We start from the raw sequence: 23541 nt of genomic DNA on the forward strand, positions 1-23541 counted from the left end.
GATGCTGATCGAACTGACCGCGGCGCAACAGCAGTTGCGCTCAGAACTGCGCAAGTACTTCGCCGGTCTGGTGAGCGCCGACGAGCGGCGCTCGATGCTGCGCGAGCGGCACGGACCGGTGTACCGCGAGATCGTCCGGCGGATGGGCCGGGACGGCTGGCTCGGCGTCGGCTGGCCGGAACAGTACGGCGGCCGGGGTTTCGGCGAGATCGAGCAGCACCTCTTCGTCGACGAGGCCGCCCGTGCCGACGTCCAGCTGCCGTCGGTGACCTTGCAGACCGTAGGGCCCACGCTGCAGGCGTTCGGCACCGAAGAACAGAAGTCCTTCTTCCTGCCCAAGATCCTGGCCGGTGAGATCCATTTCGCCATCGGCTACACCGAACCCGACGCGGGCACCGATCTCGCGTCGCTGCGGACCACCGCCGTGCGCGAGGGCGACGAGTACGTCGTCAACGGCCAGAAGACCTTCACCACCGGCGGGCACGACGCCGACTACCTCTGGCTCGCCGTGCGGACCGCGCCGGACGCGCCGAAGCACAAGGGCATCTCGATCCTCATCATGGACACGCGCGACCCCGGCTACTCGTGGACGCCGATCATCACCTGCGACGGCGCGCACCACGTGAACGCCACGTACTACTCGGATGTCCGGGTCCCCGCGAACATGCTGGTGGGCAAGGAGAACGAGGGCTGGCGGCTGATCACCACCCAGCTGAACCACGAGCGCGTCATGCTCGGCCCGGCCGGTCGCATCGGCGGGCTCCACGATCGCGTCCGCGACTGGGCGGCGTCGAGGAAGACGCCGGACGGCACGCCGTTGACGCAGCTGCCGGACGTCCGTGGCGTCCTCGCGGAAACCTGGGCGACGGCCCGGGTCAACGAACTGCTGAACTGGCAGGTCGCGGCGTCTTCGGCGACCGGGCCGGTGGCGGTGGCCGACGCCTCGGCCACCAAGATCGTCGGTTCCGAACGCATCCAGCGCCTGGCGAGGAGGCTGGAGGAGATCGTGGCACGGCACGGCGATCAGGCCGACACCGAGACCGCGGAACTGGCGCTGTGGCTGGACGTGGTGGCCAAACGCAATCTGGTGCTGACCTTCGGCGGCGGCGTCAACGAGATCCAGCGCGAGCTGATCGCCACCGCCGGGCTCGGCTTGCCGAGGGTGCCGCGATGAGCATCCAGGAAGCGGCCGAACGCATCGCCGCACAAGGGGAATCCGCGCCGAGGGCGGCCCGGGACGCGGTCAACCAGGCGATGGTGAACAACTGGGTCGAAGCCATCGGCGATCGCAATCCCGTCTATGTCGACGAAGAGTTCGCCGCGAAGAGTGTCCACAAAGGACTCGTCGCGCCTCCCGCGATGGCGCAGGTGTGGACGATGGGCGGGCTGCACTGGACGAGGACGTCGGACGATCCGCTCGGCGCGATGATGGAGGTGCTCGACGAATCCGGGTTCACCTCGGTCGTCGCGACGAACTCCGAGCAGAACTACCACCGCTACCTGCGGCACGGCGAGCGGGTCGAGGCGACCGCGAAACTCGAGAGTGTCGTCGGGCCGAAACGTACCGCGCTGGGCGAAGGCTGGTTCGTGACGACGAAGACCACTTGGTACGTCGGCGAAGAAGCCGTCGCGGACATGGTGTTCCGGGTACTCAAGTTCCGCCCGCCGGATGCGGAGCCCGCCAAGGCGGCGGCACCCGTACTGCGGCCGGTGATCAGCAAGGACACCGAGTTCTTCTGGGCCGGATTGCGCGAGGGTGAACTGAGGATCCAGCGGTGGGGCGAGACGCTGCGGCATCCGCCAGGTCCGATGCCGCCGGACGGCGACCTCGGCGCGAAGCCGGATCACGTCGTGGCGTGCGGGCGGGGAACGGTCTACAGCTACGTGGTGCACCACCATCCGAAGGTCCCCGGCAAGGACCTGCCGTTCGTGGTCGCGCTCGTTGAGCTGGAAGAGGGTGTCCGGGTGATGGGCGAGCTGCTCGACGCCGATCCCGAAGCCGTCCACATCGGACTTCCAGTGGAAGCCGCCTTCGTGAAGGTCGACGAGGAACTGACCTTGCCCGCTTGGAGGGTCGCGCGATGAAGGACTGTGCCGTCGGCACCGAGTTGCCGCCGCTGACGATCGAGGCCAACCCGACCTTCGTGGTGAGCACCGCGCTGGCGACCCGGGACTTCCAGGACGTCCACCACGACCGGGACGCCGCAGTGCGACGGGGATCGAAGGACATCTTCCTCAACATCCTCACCGACACCGGTCTGGTGCAACGGTTCGTCACCGACTGGGCGGGGCCGGAGGCGTTCGTGCGGTCGATCAAGATCCGGCTCGGCGTGCCCTGCCACGCCTACGACACCTTGACCTTCACCGGGCGGGTCACCGAACGCGACGGCGACGACGTGGTGATCTCCGTGTCCGGTGTGGACAGTCTCGGCGAACACGTGGTGGGCACCGTCGCGATCACCCTGGGAGGCGAGTGATGACCCTGTCCGGGAAGGCGGCGATCGCCGGTATCGGCGCGACGGAGTTCTCCAAGGATTCCGGGCGCAGCGAGCTGCGATTGGCGGCGGAGGCGGTTTCGGCGGCGCTGGCCGATGCGGGGCTCAAGCCGTCCGATGTGGACGGTCTGGTCTCGTTCACCATGGACGGCAACAGCGAGATCTCGGTGGCCCGCGAACTCGGCATCCCCGAACTCAAGTTCTTCAGCCGGATCCACTACGGCGGCGGGGCGGCGGCCGCGACCGTGCAGCAGGCCGCGATGGCCGTCGCGACCGGTGTCGCGGACGTCGTCGTCGCGTACCGGGCCTTCAACGAACGGTCCGGGATGCGGTTCGGCCAGGTCTCCTCGGCCGCGGCGGGGCAGGTGAACTCCTCCGGCGTCGACAACGCGTTCCACTACCCGATGGGGATCGCGACGCCCGCCGCGACCGTCGCCATGCTCGCCCGGCGCTACATGCACGAGTACGGCGCGACCAGCGAGGACTTCGGCCGGATCGCCGTCATCGATCGCGCCCGCGCCGCGACCAACCCGAAGGCGTGGTTCCACGGCAAGCCGATCACGCTCGAGGACCATCAGGCGTCGCGCTGGGTCGCCGAACCGTTGCACCTGCTCGACTGCTGCCAGGAGAGCGACGGCGGGGTCGCGCTCGTGGTCACCAGCGCCGAACGGGCGCGCGACCTGCCGCACCGGCCCGCCGTGATCGCGGCGGCCGCGCAGGGGAGCGGCCCGGACCAGTACGTGATGACCAGCTACTACCGCGACGACCTGCCCGCGCTGCCCGAGATGGGGGTCGTGGGACGGCAACTGTGGGCGCAGTCCGGGCTCGGACCGGGCGACATGGATCTCGCCGTGCTGTACGACCACTTCACCCCATATGTCCTGATGCAGCTGGAAGAACTCGGCTTCTGCGGGAAGGGCGAGGCCAAGGACTTCATCGGCGGCGGCACCCTGGAACTCGACGGGAAGCTGCCGCTCAACCCGCACGGCGGGCAGTTGGGGGAGGCCTACATCCACGGGATGAACGGGATCGCCGAAGGGGTCCGGCAGGTGCGGGGCGACGCCGTCAATCAGGTCGACGGGGCCGCACGGGTGCTCGTGACCGCCGGAACGGGCGTACCTACGAGCGGACTGGTCTTGACCGCCGGGTGAGATCACCTCAATGCCCGCTGGTGTACTAGAGCGGTACCTGCCACGGTGAGGGGGAGACCGGCTGGGAGGCACCATGTCTGGACCAATCGTCGTCGCGTGGACGCTGACCGCGGTGTTCGCGGTACTGGTCCTGCCGTGCGTGCTGAGACTCGTCCGGCTGGACTACGGACGCCACGGCGCGGCGGTCCGCAACGGTGATCTGGCCGAGCTGCTGCTCGTCGTCGCCATGGTCGCGATGCTGTCCCCGGTCGGCGGCCCCATTCCCGCCGCCGGCTGGCAGGCGGTACTCGCGCTGACGGCGGGCTGGTTCGCCGTCTCGTGGTGGAAGGGACGGCGGTCCGGGCACGCGGCGTGCGGGCACCACGCCGTCTCCGCCGCGGCGATGCTGTTCATGGTGACGTTCATGCCGCACAGTGAGGTGTCGCACGGGCCGTGGCTGGTGATGTCCGGCCCCGGTACCACCTCGGCGCTGTGGCTTTCCCTGATTTTCGGCGCCGTGGCCGCGTATTTCGCGGTGGACGCCATCCGTGCGGGTGTCTCGGCCGCGCGGGGCGACACGGGCGCGGGCCAGGTCTCACGCCGGGTGTGCCGGGTCGTGATGGGGCTGGGGATGGGCTACATGCTGCTGGGAGCGGCCGTCTGACGTCACGAGGCCGGTACGCGCCGGACCACACCCTCTTCGGCCGCCTCGGCGGCGGGAAGGCCCTCGGCCGGGTTGTCCGCGGCCCACTTGCCCGCGTCGGCGATGTCCTTGTTCAGCGCGACGATCAGCGCCTCCGACGACGGGTACGCCTGCTGTTCCCGCAGGTGGTGCCCCAGCCAGACGGTCAGCACCTCGCCGTAGAGGTTCCCGCCGAAGTCCAGCAGGTGCGCCTCGACGAGCCGGTAGCCGTCCGCGCCGTAGTACGTCGGCCGCCTGCCGACCGAGACCGCGGCCGCGATCCGGGTGCCGTCCGCGCGCTCGGCCCAGCCCGCCCACACTCCGTCGCCGACCTGGCCGTCCTGGTCGCGCAGCGCGATGTTGGCGGTCGGGAAGCCCAGTTCCCGGCCCCGCTGATCGCCCTTCTCCACCTGGCCACGGACCACGAAGTACTCCGCCGTCATGCCGCCCCCGTCCCTGTCGTCACGAAAGCCATGAATACCACGACCCGGAGCCGGGGTCGACCGCCGTCCACGCGGCGAGAGTGTCCACTGTGTACCGAATCACCTAGATGAACCCGCGTCCGCGATCGGCGTCGGCAGGACGCTACCTGGTCATCTACGTCGCGATGGGCGTACAGGGCGTCCTGCCACCGCGATAGCGGGGCCTTCGGCCGGGGCGGGTTCATGCGTGGTGTCTTTTGCCACTGGACATCTCAGCTCCGCCACCCGGCTGAATCACGTCGTGACGAGCCGGTATCCCAGGTCCAGCTCGGTCCGGCCCAGCAGGCCGACGTGGTGCCGGTGCCAGTGCCCGTCGGCGAGGTCGGCGCGCAATCGGCCGACGGCCGCCGCGACGACGTTCTGGTCGAGCAGCGCCACCCCGGACATCCCCGCGCGCACGCGTTCGGACAGGTAGGCCTCCGGCCTGCGCCAATACGCGCCGAGGAACCCGTCGACGCAGTCCGACGGCACCGGCAGCGGAGCGACGGACGGGGTCCCGCCCGCCGCGCTCAGTTCCTCGACGATCCTGTCGAGGCAGGCCAGCCGGCTCTCGTGCTCGGCGATCTCCGGCAGGTAGTCCCGCACCAGCCAGAACCGCGCGAACACCGCCTGGTCCCAGGTCACGATCACCTGGCGGCGGGACACCCGCCGCAGTTCGGCCAGCCCGGCGGTCACGTCCGTCCAGTGGTGCACGGTGAGCACCGCCAGGGCGACGTCGAAGGCCCCGTCACGGAAGGGGAGCCCTTCCGCGCAAGCCTGGACGGCGGGGGCCGCGGTGAACGGACGCTGCCCGATCATCCGCGACGACGGTTCGACGGCGATCACGCCGCGGTCTTCCGGCTCGTAGGAACCGGCTCCCGCGCCGACGTTGACCACCGACCGCGCGTCGCCGAGCGCGGCGGTCACGGCGGCCGCGATCCGGGGATCCGGACGTCTCGATCGCGCGTAATCCCGGCCGAGTTCGGCATACGGGTCCGAGATCAAGGGGCGCACGCGGACGAGTCTAGCCAGAGCCGCTACCTGCGGGAACGAGGATTCAGTCTGTAGTGGTCAATAAAGTGTCGGAAAGAACGGGAGCCTCGTCCCGGTCCGGCGCGGTGGTCGTGATCAGCAGCCCGGCCGGCTCCCGCCAGACGCGGGTCCGCAGCGGTTCGCCGGGGAAGACGACGCCGGCGAACTTGGCCGCGAACGAGGCGACGCGCGAGGTGTCGCCGTCGAGGAACTCGTCGGTGACGGCCTTCGCGATGACGCCGTAGGTGCACAGGCCGTGCAGGATCGGCTTGCCGAACCCGGCCGCCGCGGCGAACGCGGGATCCGCGTGCAGCGGGTTGCGGTCTCCGCAAAGCCGGTAGAGGAGGGCCTGCTGCGGCAACGTCGGCGTGTCGATGACCGCGTCCGGTTCCCGTGACGGGAGTTCGACGCGATCGGACGGTCCGCGTTCGCCGCCGAAACCCCCTTCGCCACGGGCGAAGATGCTCGATCGCAGCGTCCACAGTGGAGTTCCGTCCGCGTCGGTGGCGACCGTCTCGTTCACGATCACCGCCGCCTTCCCCTTGTCGAAGACGTCGACGATCCTCGTCCTGGCCACGGCCTTGCCCGACGCCGGGATCGGCCGGTGCGCGATCACTTCCTGTTTGCCGTGCAGCACCTTGCCGAGGTCGACCTCGACGCCGGGGAACGAGACGGCGGGCGGCTCGAACACGCGCAGGTTCGCGGCCACGGTCGCGAACGTCGGCAGCACCCGGAGGCCGTCCTCGTAGGTGTAGCGCAGCTCCCGCGGGCTCATCGGATCCGAGCCCGCGCCCAGCGCCAGGTGGTACAGCTGCACGTCGGACGCGGTCCAGGCGAAACTCACCTCGCCGAGGTCGGCGCCGATCGCGACCGAAGGATCGATGGGCACGAAGAACTCCTACTCGTAGGTGACGGTGACCTCGTCGGTCAGCGGCAAGGACTGACACGCCAGCACGATGCCTTCGGCGATGTCGTCGCCGTCGAGGACCTCGTTGTGCAGCATCTTCACCTCACCGGAGGTGACCCGGCAGGCGCACGCGCTGCACTGTCCCTCACGGCAGGAATACGGCGCGTCGAAACCCTTTTCCAGCAACAGGTCCAGCAGTTTCGTCCGGCGCGGCCACGCGAGCTTCCTGGTCTCGCCGTCGAGGGTGACCTCGACTCCCGCAGGGGTCTCGGCCTCTTCGGCGACGACGGGTTCGGCCACCTCGAACGGATTCCCGCCGAGGGACAGGAACCGCTCCAGATGGATCCGTTTGCGCGGCAGTCCGAGCTCCTTGAGCACCGCGCGCGCGGCGTCCATGAACGGACCCGGTCCGCAGATGAACGCCTCGTGCGCGGTGTACGGCGTGACCAGGGCGCGCAGGTGCGTCTCGGTCGGCAGACCTTGCAGGCTCTCCAGCCAGTGCACCACGACCAGCCGGTCCGCGTACCTCGCGCTGAGATCCGCCAGTTCCCGCGCGAAGATCACCGATCCTTCGTCGCGATTGGCGTAGAGCAGGACCACCTTGCCGGTTCCGTGTTCCAGCGCGGACTTCAGGATCGACATCACCGGCGTGATCCCGCTTCCGCCCGCGAGCAGCAGGAAGTCCTCGTCGAGCGACGCGGGGCTGAACACCCCGGCGGGTGGCAGGACCTGGACCTCTTGCCCGGCACGGAGGTTGTCGCAGAGCCAGTTCGATCCGTAGCCGTCGGAGGTGCGCTTGACGGTGACCTGGACCCGGTTCTCGTGCGGCGCGCTGGAGAGCGAGTAGCAGCGGGCCACCGACCCGGTCCGCTCGCTCGGCACGCGGACGGTGAGGAACTGCCCTGGGGTGTAGGCGAAAACGGAGGCGTGCTCGGCCGGGATCTCGAACACGATCGACGACGCGTCGGCCGTCTCGGCGATCACCTCGGCCACGGTCACGGTGACGGGACCGCTCATTCGGGCACCTCCAGCAGGCCGTCCTTCAGCGCGGCGTCGATGCTGTCGCTGAGGTTGCCGCAGGTGTCGAGCAACGCCGTCTGCGCGCCGGACGCCTTCTGCGCCGCGAACACCGGGCAGCTCCGCGACGCGTCGGTCGTCCACTGGATGCTGGTGTGCTGCATGCTGTTCTTCTTGACCAGCACACAGGTCCCGCACGAGCGGCAGTTCAGCGGCCGCAGCCCGGCGGTGAGGAACTCGACGGTTTCGGGCTTCACACCCCGGCCTCTTCCGCCTGCTGCCGCGCCAGGTTGTCGGCCACCTCCGCCGCCCAGACCTCGTTGGCGCGGCTGGTGTCCACTTCGAACTCGAACCGTCGCGTCATGTCCTCGGTGACGTCGGCCGCGTCCACATAGAACTGGTCGTACCAGCGGCGCAGCTGGTAGACCGGCCCGTCCTCCTCGCACAGCAACGGGTTGTCGATCCGCGTCTTGTTGCGCCAGATCTCCACGTCCTGCAGGAAACCGACGCCGATGCCCTTGGCGAACTTCCCGGCGATCTTGTCCGCGTGCTCGTCCGAGACGCCCTCGAACTTCTTCACGCTCACGCCCCACTGCAGCACGAACGAGTTCTCGGTGACCGGGTAGTGGCAGTTGATCAGCACGTTCTCGATCTCGAAACCCTGGTAGGTGTTGAGCAGCGTGTTGATCATGTAGGACGGCCCGAAATACGACGCCTCGGACCGCAACAGGTTCTCTTCGCCGCCGTAGTTGGACGCCATTCCCTTGTCCGGACGGCCTTTCGTGTTCAAGTACTGCGTGGCGACATGCCCCTCGAACACGTTCTTGAAGTAGGTCGGGAAGGCGTAGTGGATGTAGAAGAAGTGCGCCATGTCGACCATGTTGTCGATGATCTCGCGGCAGTTGGAGCCCTCGATCAGCACCGAGTCCCAGGTCCAGTTGCTCCACTCGCCGTTGAACACGCCCTCGATGCGCGGGATGACGACGTCTTCGGGCGGCGGGTTGCCTTCCGGGTCGTGCCAGACGAACAGCTGCTTGTTCTCCTCCAGCACTTGCCACGTCTTCGTCCGCGCCCGCAGCGGAACCCGCTTGGCGTAGGGGATCGAGACGCATTTGCCGTTGCCGTTCCAGCGCCAGTCGTGGAACGGGCAGGCGATCTCGTCGCCCTTGACCTCGCCCTGGGTGAGGTCGCCGCCCATGTGGCGGCAGTACCCGTCGAGCACGTTCAGCTTGCCGGACGAGTCGGCGAAGACCACCAGTTTCGTCCCGAACGCCGTGATGGCGTGCGGCTTCCCGTCCCGGAACGGCTCGGCGAGGCCGAGACAGTGCCAGCCGCGCGCGAACCGCGAAGGGGGCGCGCCCGCGTCGATCTGCCGTACGGATTCCGTCGTCATCGGCTGCCTCCCGCTTTGGTGTGATCTTGCTGCGCGAGATGCTCGGCCGCAAGGTAGCCGAACACCATCGCCGGGCCGATCGTCGCGCCGGGGCCCGCGTAGGTGCGGCCCATCACCGCCGCGCTCGTGTTGCCGGCCGCGTAGAGCCCGTCGATCACCGACCCGTCCTCGCGCAGGACACGCGCGTGCGGGTCGGTCCTCAAACCGCCCTTGGTGCCCAGGTCGCCGGGCACGATCTTCACCGCGTAGTACGGCGCGACGTCCAGCGGGCCCAGGCTCGGATTGGGTTTGTTCCGCGGATCGCCGTAGTAGTGGTCGTACGCGCTGCGCCCGCGGTGGAAGTCCTCGTCCACGCCGTTTTTCGCGAAGCCGTTGAAGCGCCGCACGGTGGACTCCAGCGCGTCGGCCGGGACCTCGATCCGCTCGGCGAGTTTCGCGATCGTGCTCGCTTTGACCGCGATGCCCGCTTTGAACCAGCGGCCGGGGAGCGGCTGACGCGGGCCGAGGCCGGTGAACATGTACCGGTTGCGGTTGCGCTGGTCGAACACCAGCCAGGTCGGGAAGTTCCGGCCGGGCCCGTCGCCGTCGCCGTACATCGCGTGCACGGCCTCGACGTAGGGCGCCGACTCGTTGACGAAGCGCTCACCCCGCGCGTTGACCATCAGGCAGCCCGGCCGCGACCGCTCGGCGAGCGCGAACCACGGGCCGCCGGTCAGCGGGATGGACGGGCCCCACCAGGCGTCGTCCATCAGAGCGGTGGCCGCGCCGAGTTTGAGCCCGGCGCCGATGGCGTCGCCGGTGTTGGCTTCGGCGCCGACGGTCCAGTCCGTGCCGATGGGCGCCCGCTGGTACTTGGCCCGCATCTCCTCATTGCGCTCGAACCCTCCGGCGCCGAGGACGACACCGAGCCGGGCCCGGATCAGCTTTTCCTCGCCTTCGTGGCGGACCACGACGCCGATCACGCGATCGCCCTCGACCTTGAGGTCCACCAGCGGCGTGTTCAGCCAGACCGGGACATCGGCCCGCCGCAGACCCTCCCGCAAACCGGCCGCAAGCGCTTGCCCCATGGAGAGAAGCCGTTGACGGCGGATCCGGCCCAGCAGCCAGCGGCCACCGAGACCGAGTACGCGGAGGATGCCGCGCGGATGCCGGGCGAGCAGGCTCAGCCACCGGTAGTCCGCCTGGGTGATCGGGGCGCCCAGCGGGGGAGCGCTGTACGGCGGCTCCAGATTCGCCAGCTCCGGCCCGAGCAGGTTGCCGTCGAGCGCGGCCGGTTCGACCGACCGTCCGCCGGCGCGCCCGCCGGGGGCCTCCGGGTGGTAGTCCGAGTAACCGCGGACCCACCGGAAGCGCAGCGGCGTCTTGTCGCAGACGAAGGACAAGACCTCGGGGCCGCGGTCGAGAAAGGCCGACCGGAGTTCCGCCGGGACGACGTCGCCGACGATCGATTCGAGGTACTCGTGCGCCCGCTCCGGGGGTTCTTCGATCCCGGCCGCCCGCAGGGCGTGGTTGCCGGGGATCCAGACGCCGCCGCCGGACCGCGCGGTGGAGCCGCCGAAGTGGGCGGCCTTCTCCACGACCAGGACCTCGAGTCCCCGGTGGGCTGCGGACAGTGCGGCGGTCATCCCGGCGGCCCCACTGCCCGCCACGATCACGTCGTAGTCCATACGCCCCTCACCTGGAACACGTTGTAGGAAGCATGTAGCAGCATCCGCGCTGCTCCAGTCACCATAGACGAGAACGTGTTCTAGTTCTAGGGTGGGGTGATGGACTCCCTCATCGCGGATGTGGTGATCGTGGGCTTCGGGGCGGCGGGCGCCTGTGCGGCGATCGAAGCCGCCGACGCGGGCGCCCGGGTGCTCGTCGTGGAGCGGTTCTCCGGCGGTGGCGCGAGCGCCGTCAGCGGAGGTGTCGTCTACGCCGGTGGCGGGACGGCGCAACAGCGGGACGCGGGTGTCGACGACAGCGTCGACGCGATGTACGACTACCTGCGGCTCGAGGTCGGCGACGTCGTCTCCGAAGAGACCCTGCGGCGGTTCTGCGCGGGCAGTACGGAGATGGTGACCTGGCTGGAGGGCAACGGTGTCCCGTTCGAGGGGAGCCTGTGTCCGTACAAGACGTCCTATCCGAGCGACGCGCACTATCTGTACTACTCGGGCAGCGAGGCGGCCGGTGGCTTCCGTGACGCGGCGAAGCCGGCACCGCGCGGACATCGCGTCAAAGGCCCGGGGACTTCGGGGAAGCTGCTGATGGCGAGGCTGGCCGAGGCCGTCCGGCGCCGCGGGATCCAGGTGCTGCCGCAGACCGCGGCGCGGAATCTGATCGTGGACGAGAACGGGACCGTGACCGGGGTCGTCGTGTCCACCCTGCGGGACGCGCCCGCGCGGGTCCGGGCGGCACACCGGAAGCTGGCCGCGTACGCCGCCAAACCGGGGATCTACGTACCGTCGCTGCGGAAGTCGCTGCATCGGCGGGTGGAGCGGATCGAACGCCGATACGGCCGTGAGCTGCGGATTTCGGCCTCGCGCGGGGTCGTCCTCGCGGCGGGCGGGTTCATCGCGAACCGGGAGATGGTGCGTGAGCACGCGCCCGCGTATCGCGGCGGCCTCGCGCTGGGGACCTCCGCCGACGACGGGTCCGGGATCCGGATGGGCGTCGAGGCGGGCGGGGCCACGGCGGAACTGGGGCGGATTTCCGCCTGGCGGTTCATCACCCCGCCGTCCGCGTTCCTCGGCGGCCTGCTGGTCGGCAAGGAAGGCGGGCGGATCATCGACGAATCCCGCTACGGCGCGGCCGTCGGCGAACGCATGATCACCGAGCACGGCGGGCGGGGCTGGCTGCTGGTCGACGACGCCATCGTGCGCGACGTGCGCCGTGACGCGCGGAAGCAAAGCCAGTGGTTCCAAGGACTTCAAGTGCGCTACCTGCTGCGGCAACGGGTCGTCGCCGGTTCGCTCGAAGACGTCGCGCGCAAGGCGGGCGTCGACCCCGGAGGGCTGGTCGCCAGTGTCGAGGCCTCGCGTTCCGGCGCGGATCCGACGGGCAAACCTGCGGAGTTCGCGCGCCCGCTGGACCGGGCGCCGTACTCGCTGATCGACGTCTCGATCCGGCCCAACCTCGGCTATCCGTGCCCGATGCTGACGCTGGGCGGCCTGGTCGTCGACGAGGAGACCGGCGCCGTGCGGGGCTCCTCCGGCGCCCCGATTCGCGGGCTGTACGCGGCAGGCCGGACCGCGGTGGGAATCTGTTCTAGGTCCTATGTGAGCGGTCTGTCGCTGGCCGACTGCGTGTTTTCCGGGCGGCGTGCTGGAGCGCACAGTGCGCTCGACCGGGGATCGGTCGACAAAAACGAGAACGTGTTCTAGTCTTGGATCCGGTTCACGGAGTACGGCGAGAGAGGGAACGCATATGAGCGAGCACGCCGCGCAGGACGTGATCGCGGGGATCCGGGAGCTGCTGCCGGTCCTGCGGGAACGGGCGCAGGAGGCGGAGGACGCCCGGCGCGTTCCCGAGGAGTCCGTCAAGTCCCTGCAGGAGACCGGGTTCTTCAAACTGCTGCAGCCGAAGACGTTCGGCGGTCTCGAAGCCGACCCGGTGAGCTTCTACACCGCCGTCAAACTCGTCGCGAGCGCGTGCGGGTCCACGGGCTGGGTCGCCTCCATCCTCGGCGTCCACCCGTGGCACCTCGGCCTGTTCGAGGCGCAGGCGCAGCAGGACGTCTGGGGCGACGACCACGACGTCCGGATCTCCTCTTCGTACGCGCCGATGGGCAAGGCGGACGTCGTCGACGGCGGCTACCGGCTCAGCGGCCGCTGGAGTTTCTCCTCCGGCTGCGACCACGCGACCTGGGTGCTGCTGGGCGGGCCGGTGTTCAAGGACGGCAAACCCGTCGACTTCTGTACCTACCTGGTGCCGATCGGCGACTACACGATCGAAGACGTCTGGGACACCGTGGGCCTGCGCGGCACCGGGTCCAACGACATCATCGTGAACGACGTCTTCGTCCCGAAGCACCGCGCGCTCAGCTTCATCGCGACGTCGAAGTGCAAGACGCCCGGCCAGGAGCTCAACCCCGGGCCGCTGTACAAGCTCCCGTACGGTTCGGTGCATCCGAGCACGATCACCGCGCCCATCATCGGGATGGCGCAGGGTGCCTACGACGCGCACGTCGAGTACCAGGGCAAGCGGGTGCGCGCGGCGTACGCGGGCGAACAGTCCAAAGAGGACCCGTTCGCCAAGGTGCGGATCGCCGAGGCGGCGAGCGAGATCGACGCGGCCTGGCTCCAGCTGACGCACAACATCGACGAGCTCTACCAGCTGGCGTGCAAGGGGGAGAAGCTGCCGTTCCCCACGCGGTTGCGGGTCCGGCGTGACCAGGTCCGCGGCACGGAACGCGCGATCTTCGCGATCGACAGGCTCTTCGAGAACTCCGGCGGTCGCGCCTTGCAGGCCGGAACCCCGATCCAGCGGTTCTGGCGCGACGCCCACGCCGGCCGCGTGCACGCGGCGAACGACGCCGAGCGCGCCTACGTCATGTTCGGAACCGGTGCCTTCGGGCTGCCCGTCGAGAATGCGATGGTCTGATGACCGAAGGCAAGTACGCCACCGTCCGAGGTGGACTGAAGCTGCACTACCACGAAGCGGGCGTGGAGCATCCGGAGACGGTGATCCTCCTGCACGGCGGCGGCCCCGGCGCGTCGGCGTGGAGCAACTTCGGCCGCAACCTGCCGGTGTTCGCCAAGAACTACCGCACACTGGCGATCGACCAGCCGGGGTTCGGCCGGTCGGACAAGCCGACCGAGCATCCGCAGTACTTCCGCCACAGCGCGGACGCCGTCGTCGGGCTGATGGACGAACTCGGCATCGAGCGGGCGCATTTCGTGGGCAACTCGCTCGGCGGAGGGGCTTCCGTCCGGCTCGCGCTGAACCATCCGCAACGCGCCGGACGGCTGGTGCTGATGGGGCCGGGCGGGCTGAGCCTCAACCTGTTCGCACCCGATCCCACCGAGGGCATCAAGAACCTGGGCCGGTTCAGCGCCCCGCCGGGGCCCAGCCGGGAAAAGCTCGAAGCCTTCCTGCGGATCATGGTGCACGACCAGTCCTTGATCACCGACGAACTGATCGACGAGCGGTTCGCCGCCGCGAGTGCGCCGGAGTCCCTCGCGGCGATGAAGGCGATGGGCAAGTCGTTCGCCCAGCCCGACACCTACGAGGAAGGCATGCTGTGGCGTGAGGCGCACCGCCTCCGTCAGCGTGTGCTGCTCATCTGGGGCCGCGAAGACCGGGTCAATCCGCTCGACGGCGCCCTGCTCGCGCTCAAGACGATCCCGCGGGCTCAGCTGCACGTGTTCGGCGGCTGCGGCCACTGGGCGCAGCTGGAGAAGTTCGACGAGTTCAACCGGCTGGCACTCGACTTCCTGGGAGCCTCCTGATGGGTATCCGTTCGCTCGCCTACCTCCGCATCGAAGCCACCGACATGGCCGCGTGGCGTGAATACGGGCTGAAAGTCCTCGGCATGGTCGAGGGATCCGGGACGAACCCGGAAGCGCTTTACCTGCGCATGGACGACTTCCCGGCTCGGCTGGTCATCTTCCCCGGCGAGCACGACAGGCTCGCCGTGGCGGGCTGGGAGGTCGCCACCGCCGGTGAGCTCGACGAGATCCGGGACTCGCTCGACGCGAACTCCGTGCCGTACAAGGAAGGCACCCCGGATCAGCTCGCCGATCGCCGCGTCGACGGCCTGGTGTCCTTCGAGGACCCTTCCGGCAACACGCTGGAAGTCTTCCACGGTGTGGCGTTGCAGCATCGGCGCGTGGTGAGCCCGTACGGGCACAAGTTCGTGACCGGCGAGCAGGGGCTCGGGCACGTCGTACTGTCCACACACGACGACGAAGCCGCGCTGCGGTTCTACCGTGACGTTCTCGGATTCCGTTTGCGGGACTCGATGAAACTGCCGCCGCAGATGGTCGGCAGGCCCGCCGACGGCGCGCCCGCGTGGCTGCGGTTCTTCGGCTGCAACCCGCGTCACCACAGTCTCGCGTTCCTGCCGATGCCGACTCCGAGCGGCATCGTGCACCTCATGGTCGAAGTGGAGAACACCGACGACGTCGGCCTCTGCCTCGACCGGGCCATCCGCCGGAAGGTGCCGATGTCGGCCACCCTCGGGCGGCACGTCAACGATCTGATGCTCTCGTTCTACATGAAGACCCCCGGCGGATTCGACATCGAATACGGCTGCGAGGGAAGGCAAGTGGACGACGAGAGCTGGATCGCCCGAGAGAGTACGGCGGTTTCCTTGTGGGGACACGACTTTTCAGTCGGCGCCCGGCCTCCGGGTCAGTCGTGACCCGGGTGACGGACGTCGATCCCGAGATCGCCGCGGATATCGAGCCCGCCCGGTTCCGTTCGGTGCTCGGGCACTTCTGCACCGGCGTCGCCGTGGTGACCGGGCACGACGGCCGGGCACCGGTGGGGTTCGCGTGCCAGTCGTTCGCGGCGCTTTCCCTGGATCCGCCGCTGGTCTTGTTCTGTCCCGCCAAGACTTCCCGGACCTGGGCGGTGCTGGCCGAGTCCGGTCGGTTCGCGGTCAACGTGCTCGCCGAACACCAGCAGGACGTCAGCGCGGTGTTCGGGTCGTGGGGCGCGGACAAGTTCGCGTCGGTCGACTGGGCCCCCTCGCCGTCCGGATCTCCTTTGCTGACAGGGGCTTTGACGTGGATCGACTGCACGCTCGAAGCCGTGCACGAGGCGGGAGACCACTACGTCGTCGTCGGCAGGGTCACCGCGCTCGGGGAACCGTCCGATGACCGGCCGCTGCTGTTCCACCGCGGGCGGTACACCGTGACGGAACCGGTGACCGACGCGCTCGCCGCGCTCATGCCGTGGCCGCGTCCCGATGATTGGTTGTAAACGTATAACTGGATAACCGTATAAACGAAAAAATGTAAAGCTGTCCTTTCCTGTTGCTTCCGCTTAGCGTTTTCACCGGAAGCTCACCAAGGAATGGGGACAGCAACGTGAACGGGAATTCTCGCAGACTGGCCGGAATCGGCTTGGCCGCCGCCGTCGTCACGGTCTTGGCCGGGGTGACGCCGGCGCAGGCCGCCGAGGGCTCGATCGTCGGCGCCGGTGCGGAAGGCGCCATCGCCGACAGCTACATCGTCGTGCTCAAGGACGGAACCACCGTCGACAAGTCTTCGCTGGCAAGCAAGTTCGGCGGGGCCATCGGACGGCAGTACACGCAGGGCATCAGCGGTTTCTCGGTGGCGCTGGGCGAGCGGCAGGCCAAGCGCCTCGCGGCCGACCCGGCGGTCGCCTTCGTCGAACAGAACAAGGTGGTGCGCGCCGAGGCGACGCAGACGAATCCGCCGTCGTGGGGGCTCGACCGCATCGATCAGCGCAATCTTCCGCTGGACAACAAGTACAATTACTCGACGACCGCGTCGAATGTGAACGTCTACGTTCTCGACACCGGTATTCGCGCCACGCACACCGATTTCGGCGGCCGGGTGAAGCAGGGCTACGATTTCGTCGACAATGACACGAACGCGGACGACGGTTACGGCCACGGCACACATGTCGCGGGCACGATCGCCGGCGCGAAATACGGTGTCGCCAAGGGTGCTTCGCTGTACCCGGTGCGGGTCCTCGGTTCCGACGGCAGCGGCACGACCGCGGGCGTGATCTCGGGCGTCAACTGGATCACCCAGAACGCCAAGAAGCCCGCCGTGGCCAACGCCAGCCTCGGTGGCGGCGCGTCGACCGCGCTGGACACCGCGGTGCGGAACTCCATCAAGGCGGGGATCACCTGGGCGGTCGCCGCGGGTAATTCGAACGTCAACGCCGCCAACACCTCGCCCGCCAGGGTGACCGAAGCGCTCACGGTCGCCGCGGCGGACCGCACCGACCGCCGCGCTTCCTTCTCCAACTACGGTTCCGTGATCGACCTGTTCGCGCCGGGCGTCTCGATCACCTCGGCCTGGAAGGACAACGACACCGCGACCTACACCGGTAACGGCACCTCGTTCGCCGCTCCGCACGTGGCCGGTGCCGCGGCGCTGTACCTGTCTTCGCACACCGGGGCCACCGGGGCCCAGGTGGCTCAGGCGCTGATCGGCGCCTCGACTCCGGGGCTGGTGACCAACCCCGGTAGCGGTAGCCCGAACCGCACGCTCTACGTCGGGTAGGTTCCCTCGGTGGTGGTGGCTCGGTCCCGGCGTTGCGCCGGGACCGAGCTTTTTCGTCCCCGTGGCCGGGGCGGGCCGAGCAGCGAACGCAAAGCCAACGGCGGCAGGGCCAGAAGTTGTTCCAGTTCGGCGAGCGCCCGGAGGGATTCCGGGCGTTCCGGTCTGCGTCTGCCGGACTGCCAATGGCTCAGCGTCGGCACACTGATGGTGACGCCGCGGAGCTCCAGGCGGTGGCGGATCCGGTCCAGCGGGAGCCCGCTGGCCGTGATCGCCGCGCGCAGAGCCGGCGGGAACGGTTCTGGATGCAGGGTGGCGCCGGGGAAGATCTGCGGGGGCGTCATGCACTGAAAGTAAGAAGCCGTATCTGGAGTGTCAACGGCGCCCGGCGGTCGTCTCAGCCGGTGAACCCTCCGAAAGTCGGATCGGCTCACCCGCTTCGTGCAGGCTGCGCAACGCGAGCCGGTACGACTCGATCAGCCCCGTCTCGTGATACGGGACGCCGATTTCCGCGCAGTATCCTTGGACGATGGGCCGGGCGCGGCGAAGGTGCGGCGACGGCATACTCGGGAACAGATGGTGCTCGATCTGGTAGTTGAGCCCGCCGAGCGCGACGTCGACCACCCTGCCGCCGCGGACGTTGCGCGACGTGAGCACCTGCTTGCGGAGGAAGTCGAGTTCGGTTTCGCCGGACAGGATCGGCATCCCCTTGTGGTTGGGCGCGAAGATCGATCCCATGTAGACACCCCACAGTGCTTTGTGGACGATGAAGAAGACGAGTGCCTTGCCGGGGGAGAGGACGACGAGCAGCGCGCTGAAGTAGAGCGCGAAATGCGCCAGCAGCAAGGCCGCTTCGATCCCGCGCCGCCGGATGCCCGGCTTCGAGACCGCGCGGATACCGGAGAAGTGCAGGTTCAGGCCTTCGAGCGTGAGCAGCGGGAAGAACAGGAAAGCCTGGTAGCGGCCGATGAACCGCGGAAGTCCCTTGCTGGCCCTCGCTTGGTCCTTCGACCACACGAGGATGTCCGGATCGACGTCGGGGTCGAGGTCCTCGTGGTTCGGGTTCGCGTGGTGACGGGTGTGCTTGTCCATCCACCAGCCGTAACTCATGCCGACACCGAGATTCCCGGCGATCCGGCCCGCGATCTCACTCGGACGGCGGGTCCGGAACACCTGACGGTGCGCGAGATCGTGCGACAGCAAGGCGATCTGGCCGAACATCACCGCCTGGAAGACGGCGATCCCCAGCTGCCACCAGGAATCCCCGATCGCGAAGAAGGCGACCCAGCCGGCGACGAAGAGGGTGGCGACCAGGCCGATGCGGAAGACGTAGTAGCCGGGACGGCGGTCGAGGAGGCCCGCTTCGCTGACGCGGCGGGACAGGCGGGCGAAATCGCTGCCTGTGCGGAGGTTTGCGGTCACCGTTGTGAGTCTGGCCGAGGGTGGGGGCTGGGTGAATGTGGTGGGCCGGTGGGTCGGTGCGGGGGTTGGCCCTACCTTGGCCCGGTGTGGGTTCCTGCGGCAGAGCTTGACCTTGACCGCGCTGGAGGTTCTACCGTCATCAGCATGACCCGCACGGAAGTACCCGGAGGAGACACGACATGACGACTCGGCAGATGTCCGACGTCGAGCTGGCCGGACAGCCGGCCGCGTATTGGACCGGTGTCGCTTACGAAGCGCTCATCGCGTTCACCCGGGCTCGGCAGGCCGAAAAGGGCTATACCCAGCCGCAGTTCTGGCTGCTGCGCAATCTGTCGGCGAACGACATCTCATCCGACGGCCGGGGAATGACCTTGGCCGAACTGCGAGAGGCGATGGTCTCCTATATTCGCCCCGAGGACGATCTGGCGGTGGAGGCCGAAGCGCTCGTGGAGCGTGGCTGGGTGACCTGGGACACCGAGAACCGGCTATGGCTCACCGAGGAAGGGGAGCAGGCCCGCGTCGATCTCGCGCGTAACGCTCCCGCTATCCGTGCCGCCCTTCATGAAGGTATCGAGGATAGGGACTACGTCACGACGGTGAAGGTGCTTCAACGGCTGATCCGCAATGCGGGTGGGACGGTCTCGTAGAAGAGCTCGATGCTGAAACCCACACGGGCTCAGATGGTCAGTGCACCGGCTGGGATAATGATCGTTCTGGGTAGCGAAGGGGTGTGCCGTGTCGCGTGGTGTTCCGTTGCGGTCGGTGGAGCGTGAATTGATCGCGTTCGGGTTGAGGCAGGGGAAGTCGTTTCGGGAGATCGGGGCCTGGATTGGACGGGATCATTCGGTGGTGTCCCGCGAGGTTGACCGCAACGGTGGACGGGAGGCGTATTCGCCGTTGGTTGCGCAGCGCCGGGCTGATCGACTACGGAAGCGTCCAAAGGAACGCAAGGTGCTGAAATCGCCGTTTCTGACTCGCGTGGTGCATGAGGGGTTGCGGAAAAAGTGGTCACCGATGCAGATCGCGTACAGGTTGCGGCTCGACCATCCGATGGATCATTCTCGCTGGGTGTCACATGAAGCGATTTACCAGGCGTTGTTCGTACAGGCGAAGGGGACGTTGCGGGCAGAGGTGGCCGAGGGGTTGCGCCAAGGCAGGATCAAGCGACGGGCCCGGTCGCGAGGGGCGGAGCTGCGGGGCAAGATCAAGGACATGGTCCTGATCAGCGAGCGGCCGGCCGAGGCCGAGGACCGTGCCGTGCCGGGCTTCTGGGAAGGCGATCTGATCGTCGGCGCGAACAATCAATCGCAGATCGCGACCTTGGTCGAACGGCGCACTCGATTCGTCATGCTGGTGCGTATTCCTCACGATCGCACGGCCGAGAACGTTGCCCCGCGGCTGGCCGCCAAGATGAACACTTTGCCTGACGTTTTCAAGAACAGCGTCACCTGGGATCAGGGTGGCGAGATGGGCGGCCACAGGAAGTTCACCATGACCACCGGCATGCCGGTGTATTTTTGTGATCCGCGCTCGCCCTGGCAACGCGGCAGCAACGAGAACACCAATGGGTTGCTGCGCCAGTACCTTCCCAAAGGAACCGACCTATCCGGATATTCACAGGACGAACTCGATGCCATCGCAGACGAACTCAACGACCGGCCGCGACAGACACTAGGTTGGCTTAAGCCGATCGAAGCGTTCAGCAAAGTGTTGCTAGACTAGAGGTGGTGCACTCACCAGTTGAAACCACCCCACGCGTTCAGTGGTGATCGAACGCACGTTCGAGTATGATCATGGACATGACCACTACCCTTGTTTTCAATCCGAAAGCCGCTCGCCTTCTCGATTCCGCCTACGACGAAGAAGTCTCGCTTCGTCGGACACAGGGTCGTCAGGTGCGGTTCATAGCGGAGTTCGCCGCTGCGGGTGGTTCGCGAAGATCGGTGACCGAGGAGGTCGCCCTGTGCTTCTCGGTCTCTCGCAATCAAGCCTCCCTGCTGGTCGAAACGTCCTGCTCTCTCGTGGCGCGCTTGCCGAACACGTTGGCGGCGCTGGAGAAAGGTGACATCGATCTGTACAAGGCGTCAAAGGTCAGTCAGTTGACCCGCGAAGTCTCGGACGAGATCGCCTCGCAGGTGGACGCGTTCATGGCCAACCGGCTCGCCGGGCGTGACCCCGGGGCGATCCGCAAATCGGTGAACGGCGCGGTGCAGAAGTTCGACCGGGCGGGCTATAAGGAACGGGCGGAAAAGAAACGCGCGCGACGACATGTCTCGCTGGACCACGAAGACGAGACCATGTCGACTCTCTCCGGTCTTCTGCCTTCCGAGGTGGCGAGTTCGATTTACGCGTCGATGAGCCGCGCCGCGCAGGCGCGCCGGGCACGGGACAAGTCCCGGACCCTGGATCAGCATCGCGCTGACGTGTTCGCCGAACGGCTTCTGGCCGAGGATGGGCACGGAAAGCCTCGCGCGCACATCCATGTCTACGTCGACTTCTTGACCCTGGCGGGCGCTCGCGAGGATCCCGCGACCCTGGCCGGTTACGGGCCCATCCCCGACTGGCTCGTGCGGGAGATCGCCTCCGATCCCGGCTCGACCTGGTCACGGCTGATCACCGACCCCGCCACCGGGCAACTCCTGGAGGCCGGTGCCGACAAGTACCGGTCACCGGCCTCGCTGGCCCGGTTGATCAAGGCGCGGGACCGGGAATGCACGCATCCCGGCTGCCACCGTCCGGCGGAGTTCTCCGAGATCGACCACATCATTCCCCGGGCGCGGAACGGCAGGACCGATCACCACAACTGCCGCGGAGCGTGCAAGATCCACAATCTCCTCAAGGAGGAACCCGGCTGGTCCGCGACGCCCACCGGCGACGGCGGCATGACCATCACCACCCCGTCCGGACGCACCTACGACGCGACACCGGAACCACTCCACGACCCACGCCCGGAGCCGGAGGACGATACCCCGCCCTTCTGAACGAGACGAACGTCCTCACACCTAGTCGAGCACGCAGACTCTCCGGTCTACGCCCCGGCAGCCGTCGCCCGCGCCGCATCAAAGGGCGCCCGGTCGAACACGATCCGCAGCTCCACGATCTTCCCCTCCCGCACGGTCACCAGCTCAGCCCCGGGCGCACTCGCCACCGGCAGCGTCGCGGTGTCGTACATCAGCAGCGCCGTCGTCTCGTCCCCGAACGCCGAAAGCAGGGTCGACCCGGTCAGGATCTCGGTGAACGGGCCCATGAACCCGCGAAACGCTTCCGCGCCGGAAAGCTGCCCGGCGGGAGTGTGGCAGACGACGTCGTCGGCGACGTAGGTCATCGCCTTCTCGAAGTCTTTCTCCAAGGCACTGCCGGTCCACGCCCGGTGGTAGGAGAGCGCGACGTCCAAAGCCGGACTGGTCATGATGGTTCCTTTCGTCGACCTTCACCCCGTCAGACACCGTCCCCACCCGAAACGGAACGGTGCGCCGCGAAAAAGGTCGTGACAGGATCGCGCCCGTGAGGAAAACGGACGACCAGGCGTTTCGCAAGCTCACCGACACCTATCGGCACGAGCTGCATCTGCACTGTTACCGGATCCTCGGCTCCCTCACCGACGCCGAGGACGCGGTTCAGGAGACGCTGCTCGCCGCCTGGCGCGGCCTCGACGACTTCGAAGGGCGCTCGTCGCTCCGCACCTGGCTGTACCGCATCGCCACCAACCGCTGCCTCAACGCCCTGCGGGACGCGGGCCGCCGCCGTCCCCCTGAACCGGTGCCCCCGTTCGACCCGCCGGAGCCCAGCCTCCGCGGCGAGATGACCTGGCTGCAGCCGTACCCGGACGAACTCCTCGAGCGCGTCGCCGACAGCGAGCCCGGCCCCGAAGCGCGCTACAGCGCGAGGGAGGCGATCGAGCTCGCCTTCGTCACCGGCCTCCAGCTCCTCCCACCGAGACAGGCCGCCGCCCTCGTCCTGCGGGACGTTCTGTGCTTCCCCGCAGGCGAGGTCGCGAGCATGCTCGGCACCACCGAAACCGCGGTCAAGGGCATCCTCCAGCGCGCCCGCGCCTCACTCGACAAGCATCGTGACGGCGCCGGGCACCGGCCGTCACCCCAGGAGCGCGAGCTGACCAGGCGGTTCGCCGATGCCTTCACCGAGGGCGATCTCGACGGCGTCCTCGGCTTGCTCACCGACGACGCGTGGCTCGCCATGCCGCCGGCGCCGCACGAGTACCACGGCCTCGACGCGATCGCCGGCTTCCTCCGCGTGACCATGGCCGTGCCGGTCCCGGAGGGCTTCACGATGACGCCGACCCGGGCGAACAACCAGCCTGCCTTCGACTGCCGGCACGGCGAGGCACCGGCCGGGTTGATGGTCCTCACCCTCGACGGCGACCGCATTCGTGCCATCACCCGGTTCCTGGCTCAGAAGTAGCTCGCCAAACGACCGCAGAGCGCCTCGATGTCCATGACCGGCGCACCCGTCCACGAGGGACCGTCCATCCACCCGATTTCAGTGGGCGTTCCCCGATGCCGCGCGAAAACGTGCTGATGGAAGTGAGCGACACTCCGTCCGGCGATGGCGGAGAACACGTGCTCCGGAGCCAGTTCCGCCCGCAGGCCGCGAGCCGCGCACCAGGCCGCCCGCGAGACCGCCGAGACCTCTTCCGAAGTCAGTTCGTCCAGTGCGGCCACGTGCCGCCGAGTCTCCACGAACAGATACCCGGGGAACTCACCCGGGCGATGTGAAACGACGAGTACGTCGTCCGCCCAGACGACCGGCCCCACGAGGGGCCCCTCGCCCCGGTGTTTGGCGCAGATCGCACAGTCCACCG

General features: G+C 68.2%; 26 protein-coding genes. 15 read left to right on the forward strand and 11 right to left on the reverse strand.

Annotated elements, in window-relative coordinates:
* Position 1 precedes the first annotated feature (1 nt).
* The 5 genes from BKN51_RS05020 to BKN51_RS05040 all read left to right on the forward strand — a co-directional run bounded on the left by BKN51_RS05020 (position 2) and on the right by BKN51_RS05040 (position 4289).
* Positions 2–1174, forward strand: coding sequence for an acyl-CoA dehydrogenase family protein (locus tag BKN51_RS05020; RefSeq protein ID WP_101606502.1), 1173 nt, complete (start codon positions 2–4; stop codon positions 1172–1174).
* Complete coding sequence (locus tag BKN51_RS05025; RefSeq protein ID WP_101606503.1) at positions 1171–2085, forward strand: bifunctional MaoC family dehydratase N-terminal/OB-fold nucleic acid binding domain-containing protein; 915 nt, start codon at positions 1171–1173, stop codon at positions 2083–2085. The genes BKN51_RS05020 and BKN51_RS05025 overlap by 4 nt, the downstream gene beginning before the upstream one ends.
* On the forward strand, positions 2082–2477 hold the full coding sequence (locus BKN51_RS05030; RefSeq protein WP_101606504.1) for a MaoC family dehydratase: 396 nt from the start codon (positions 2082–2084) through the stop codon (positions 2475–2477). Before BKN51_RS05025 ends, BKN51_RS05030 begins: the two co-directional genes overlap by 4 nt.
* Positions 2477–3646: a lipid-transfer protein gene (locus tag BKN51_RS05035; RefSeq protein WP_101606505.1), complete on the forward strand. Its 1170-nt coding sequence runs from the start codon at positions 2477–2479 to the stop codon at positions 3644–3646. The genes BKN51_RS05030 and BKN51_RS05035 overlap by 1 nt, the downstream gene beginning before the upstream one ends.
* A gap of 73 nt (positions 3647–3719) precedes the next feature.
* Positions 3720–4289 (forward strand): DUF5134 domain-containing protein, encoded by a 570-nt coding sequence (locus tag BKN51_RS05040; protein ID WP_101606506.1) that lies wholly within the window; start codon positions 3720–3722, stop codon positions 4287–4289.
* A 2-nt stretch (positions 4290–4291) separates the two neighbouring features.
* On the opposite strand, the gene BKN51_RS05045 is transcribed toward BKN51_RS05040, so the two are convergent.
* The 7 genes from BKN51_RS05045 to kstD form a co-directional block, all read right to left on the reverse strand.
* Entirely contained in the window at positions 4292–4750 is a 459-nt protein-coding gene (locus tag BKN51_RS05045; protein WP_101606507.1) for a riboflavin kinase, read from the reverse strand.
* 273 nt (positions 4751–5023) lie between these two features.
* Positions 5024–5773, reverse strand: a complete 750-nt coding sequence (locus BKN51_RS05050; RefSeq protein WP_101606508.1) for a class I SAM-dependent methyltransferase — start codon at positions 5771–5773, stop codon at positions 5024–5026.
* Between the two features lie 52 nt (positions 5774–5825).
* On the reverse strand, positions 5826–6689 hold the full coding sequence (locus BKN51_RS05055; protein WP_101606509.1) for a MaoC/PaaZ C-terminal domain-containing protein: 864 nt from the start codon (positions 6687–6689) through the stop codon (positions 5826–5828).
* Between the two features lie 9 nt (positions 6690–6698).
* A complete protein-coding gene (locus tag BKN51_RS05060) occupies positions 6699–7724 on the reverse strand; it encodes a ferredoxin--NADP reductase (RefSeq protein ID WP_101606510.1) in 1026 nt (341 codons plus the stop codon).
* Complete coding sequence (locus tag BKN51_RS05065) at positions 7721–7981, reverse strand: hypothetical protein (RefSeq protein ID WP_101606511.1); 261 nt, start codon at positions 7979–7981, stop codon at positions 7721–7723. The genes BKN51_RS05060 and BKN51_RS05065 overlap by 4 nt, the downstream gene beginning before the upstream one ends.
* Positions 7978–9117, reverse strand: a complete 1140-nt coding sequence (locus BKN51_RS05070) for a Rieske 2Fe-2S domain-containing protein (RefSeq protein WP_101606512.1) — start codon at positions 9115–9117, stop codon at positions 7978–7980. Before BKN51_RS05070 ends, BKN51_RS05065 begins: the two co-directional genes overlap by 4 nt.
* A complete protein-coding gene (gene kstD / locus BKN51_RS05075; protein ID WP_101606513.1) occupies positions 9114–10784 on the reverse strand; it encodes a 3-oxosteroid 1-dehydrogenase in 1671 nt (556 codons plus the stop codon). Before kstD ends, BKN51_RS05070 begins: the two co-directional genes overlap by 4 nt.
* A 99-nt stretch (positions 10785–10883) precedes the next feature.
* Here kstD and BKN51_RS05080 point away from each other — a divergent pair, with 99 nt between their 5' ends.
* From BKN51_RS05080 to BKN51_RS05105, 6 genes are all read left to right on the forward strand, one after another.
* Positions 10884–12482 carry an FAD-binding protein gene (locus tag BKN51_RS05080; RefSeq protein WP_101606514.1) on the forward strand — a complete coding sequence of 533 codons (1599 nt, stop codon included), beginning with the start codon at positions 10884–10886 and terminating at the stop codon, positions 12480–12482.
* A gap of 43 nt (positions 12483–12525) precedes the next feature.
* Positions 12526–13701, forward strand: coding sequence for a 3-hydroxy-9,10-secoandrosta-1,3,5(10)-triene-9,17-dione monooxygenase oxygenase subunit (gene hsaA, locus BKN51_RS05085; RefSeq protein ID WP_101606515.1), 1176 nt, complete (start codon positions 12526–12528; stop codon positions 13699–13701).
* On the forward strand, positions 13701–14549 hold the full coding sequence (gene hsaD / locus BKN51_RS05090) for a 4,5:9,10-diseco-3-hydroxy-5,9,17-trioxoandrosta-1(10),2-diene-4-oate hydrolase (protein WP_101606516.1): 849 nt from the start codon (positions 13701–13703) through the stop codon (positions 14547–14549). Before hsaA ends, hsaD begins: the two co-directional genes overlap by 1 nt.
* Positions 14549–15463, forward strand: a complete 915-nt coding sequence (gene hsaC / locus BKN51_RS05095; RefSeq protein ID WP_101606517.1) for an iron-dependent extradiol dioxygenase HsaC — start codon at positions 14549–14551, stop codon at positions 15461–15463. Before hsaD ends, hsaC begins: the two co-directional genes overlap by 1 nt.
* Complete coding sequence (hsaB, locus tag BKN51_RS05100) at positions 15460–16026, forward strand: 3-hydroxy-9,10-secoandrosta-1,3,5(10)-triene-9,17-dione monooxygenase reductase subunit (protein ID WP_101606518.1); 567 nt, start codon at positions 15460–15462, stop codon at positions 16024–16026. The genes hsaC and hsaB overlap by 4 nt, the downstream gene beginning before the upstream one ends.
* 143 nt (positions 16027–16169) lie before the next feature.
* Positions 16170–17303, forward strand: coding sequence for a S8 family peptidase (locus BKN51_RS05105; protein WP_101606519.1), 1134 nt, complete (start codon positions 16170–16172; stop codon positions 17301–17303).
* Here BKN51_RS05105 and BKN51_RS05110 read toward each other — a convergent pair.
* Both BKN51_RS05110 and BKN51_RS05115 read right to left on the reverse strand, forming a co-directional pair.
* Positions 17291–17644, reverse strand: coding sequence for a transcriptional regulator (locus BKN51_RS05110; RefSeq protein ID WP_101606520.1), 354 nt, complete (start codon positions 17642–17644; stop codon positions 17291–17293). The genes BKN51_RS05105 and BKN51_RS05110 overlap by 13 nt on opposite strands.
* 31 nt (positions 17645–17675) lie before the next feature.
* Positions 17676–18722: a fatty acid desaturase family protein gene (locus BKN51_RS05115; protein ID WP_101606521.1), complete on the reverse strand. Its 1047-nt coding sequence runs from the start codon at positions 18720–18722 to the stop codon at positions 17676–17678.
* 179 nt (positions 18723–18901) lie between these two features.
* On the opposite strand from BKN51_RS05115, the gene BKN51_RS05120 reads away from it, so the two are divergent.
* From BKN51_RS05120 to BKN51_RS05130, 3 genes are all read left to right on the forward strand, one after another.
* Positions 18902–19369, forward strand: a complete 468-nt coding sequence (locus BKN51_RS05120; RefSeq protein ID WP_101606522.1) for a MarR family winged helix-turn-helix transcriptional regulator — start codon at positions 18902–18904, stop codon at positions 19367–19369.
* Positions 19370–19475: 106 nt separating this feature from the next.
* A complete protein-coding gene (locus BKN51_RS05125) occupies positions 19476–20444 on the forward strand; it encodes an IS30 family transposase (protein ID WP_101613052.1) in 969 nt (322 codons plus the stop codon).
* Between the two features lie 77 nt (positions 20445–20521).
* The gene (locus tag BKN51_RS05130; protein ID WP_101613053.1) at positions 20522–21703 is read left to right on the forward strand and encodes an HNH endonuclease signature motif containing protein; all 1182 of its coding nucleotides are present in this window, start codon (positions 20522–20524) and stop codon (positions 21701–21703) included.
* 47 nt (positions 21704–21750) lie between these two features.
* Here BKN51_RS05130 and BKN51_RS05135 read toward each other — a convergent pair whose 3' ends face one another.
* Complete coding sequence (locus BKN51_RS05135) at positions 21751–22131, reverse strand: nuclear transport factor 2 family protein (RefSeq protein ID WP_101606523.1); 381 nt, start codon at positions 22129–22131, stop codon at positions 21751–21753.
* 59 nt (positions 22132–22190) lie between these two features.
* Between BKN51_RS05135 and BKN51_RS05140 the strand changes: the two genes are divergently transcribed.
* Positions 22191–23141, forward strand: coding sequence for an RNA polymerase subunit sigma-70 (locus BKN51_RS05140; RefSeq protein WP_369862480.1), 951 nt, complete (start codon positions 22191–22193; stop codon positions 23139–23141).
* Here BKN51_RS05140 and BKN51_RS05145 read toward each other — a convergent pair.
* Entirely contained in the window at positions 23132–23539 is a 408-nt protein-coding gene (locus BKN51_RS05145) for an HIT family protein (RefSeq protein WP_101606525.1), read from the reverse strand. The genes BKN51_RS05140 and BKN51_RS05145 overlap by 10 nt on opposite strands.
* Positions 23540–23541 lie beyond the last annotated feature (2 nt).

Origin of the sequence: Amycolatopsis sp. BJA-103 (genome assembly GCF_002849735.1) — a bacterium.
Lineage (GTDB): Bacteria > Actinomycetota > Actinomycetes > Mycobacteriales > Pseudonocardiaceae > Amycolatopsis.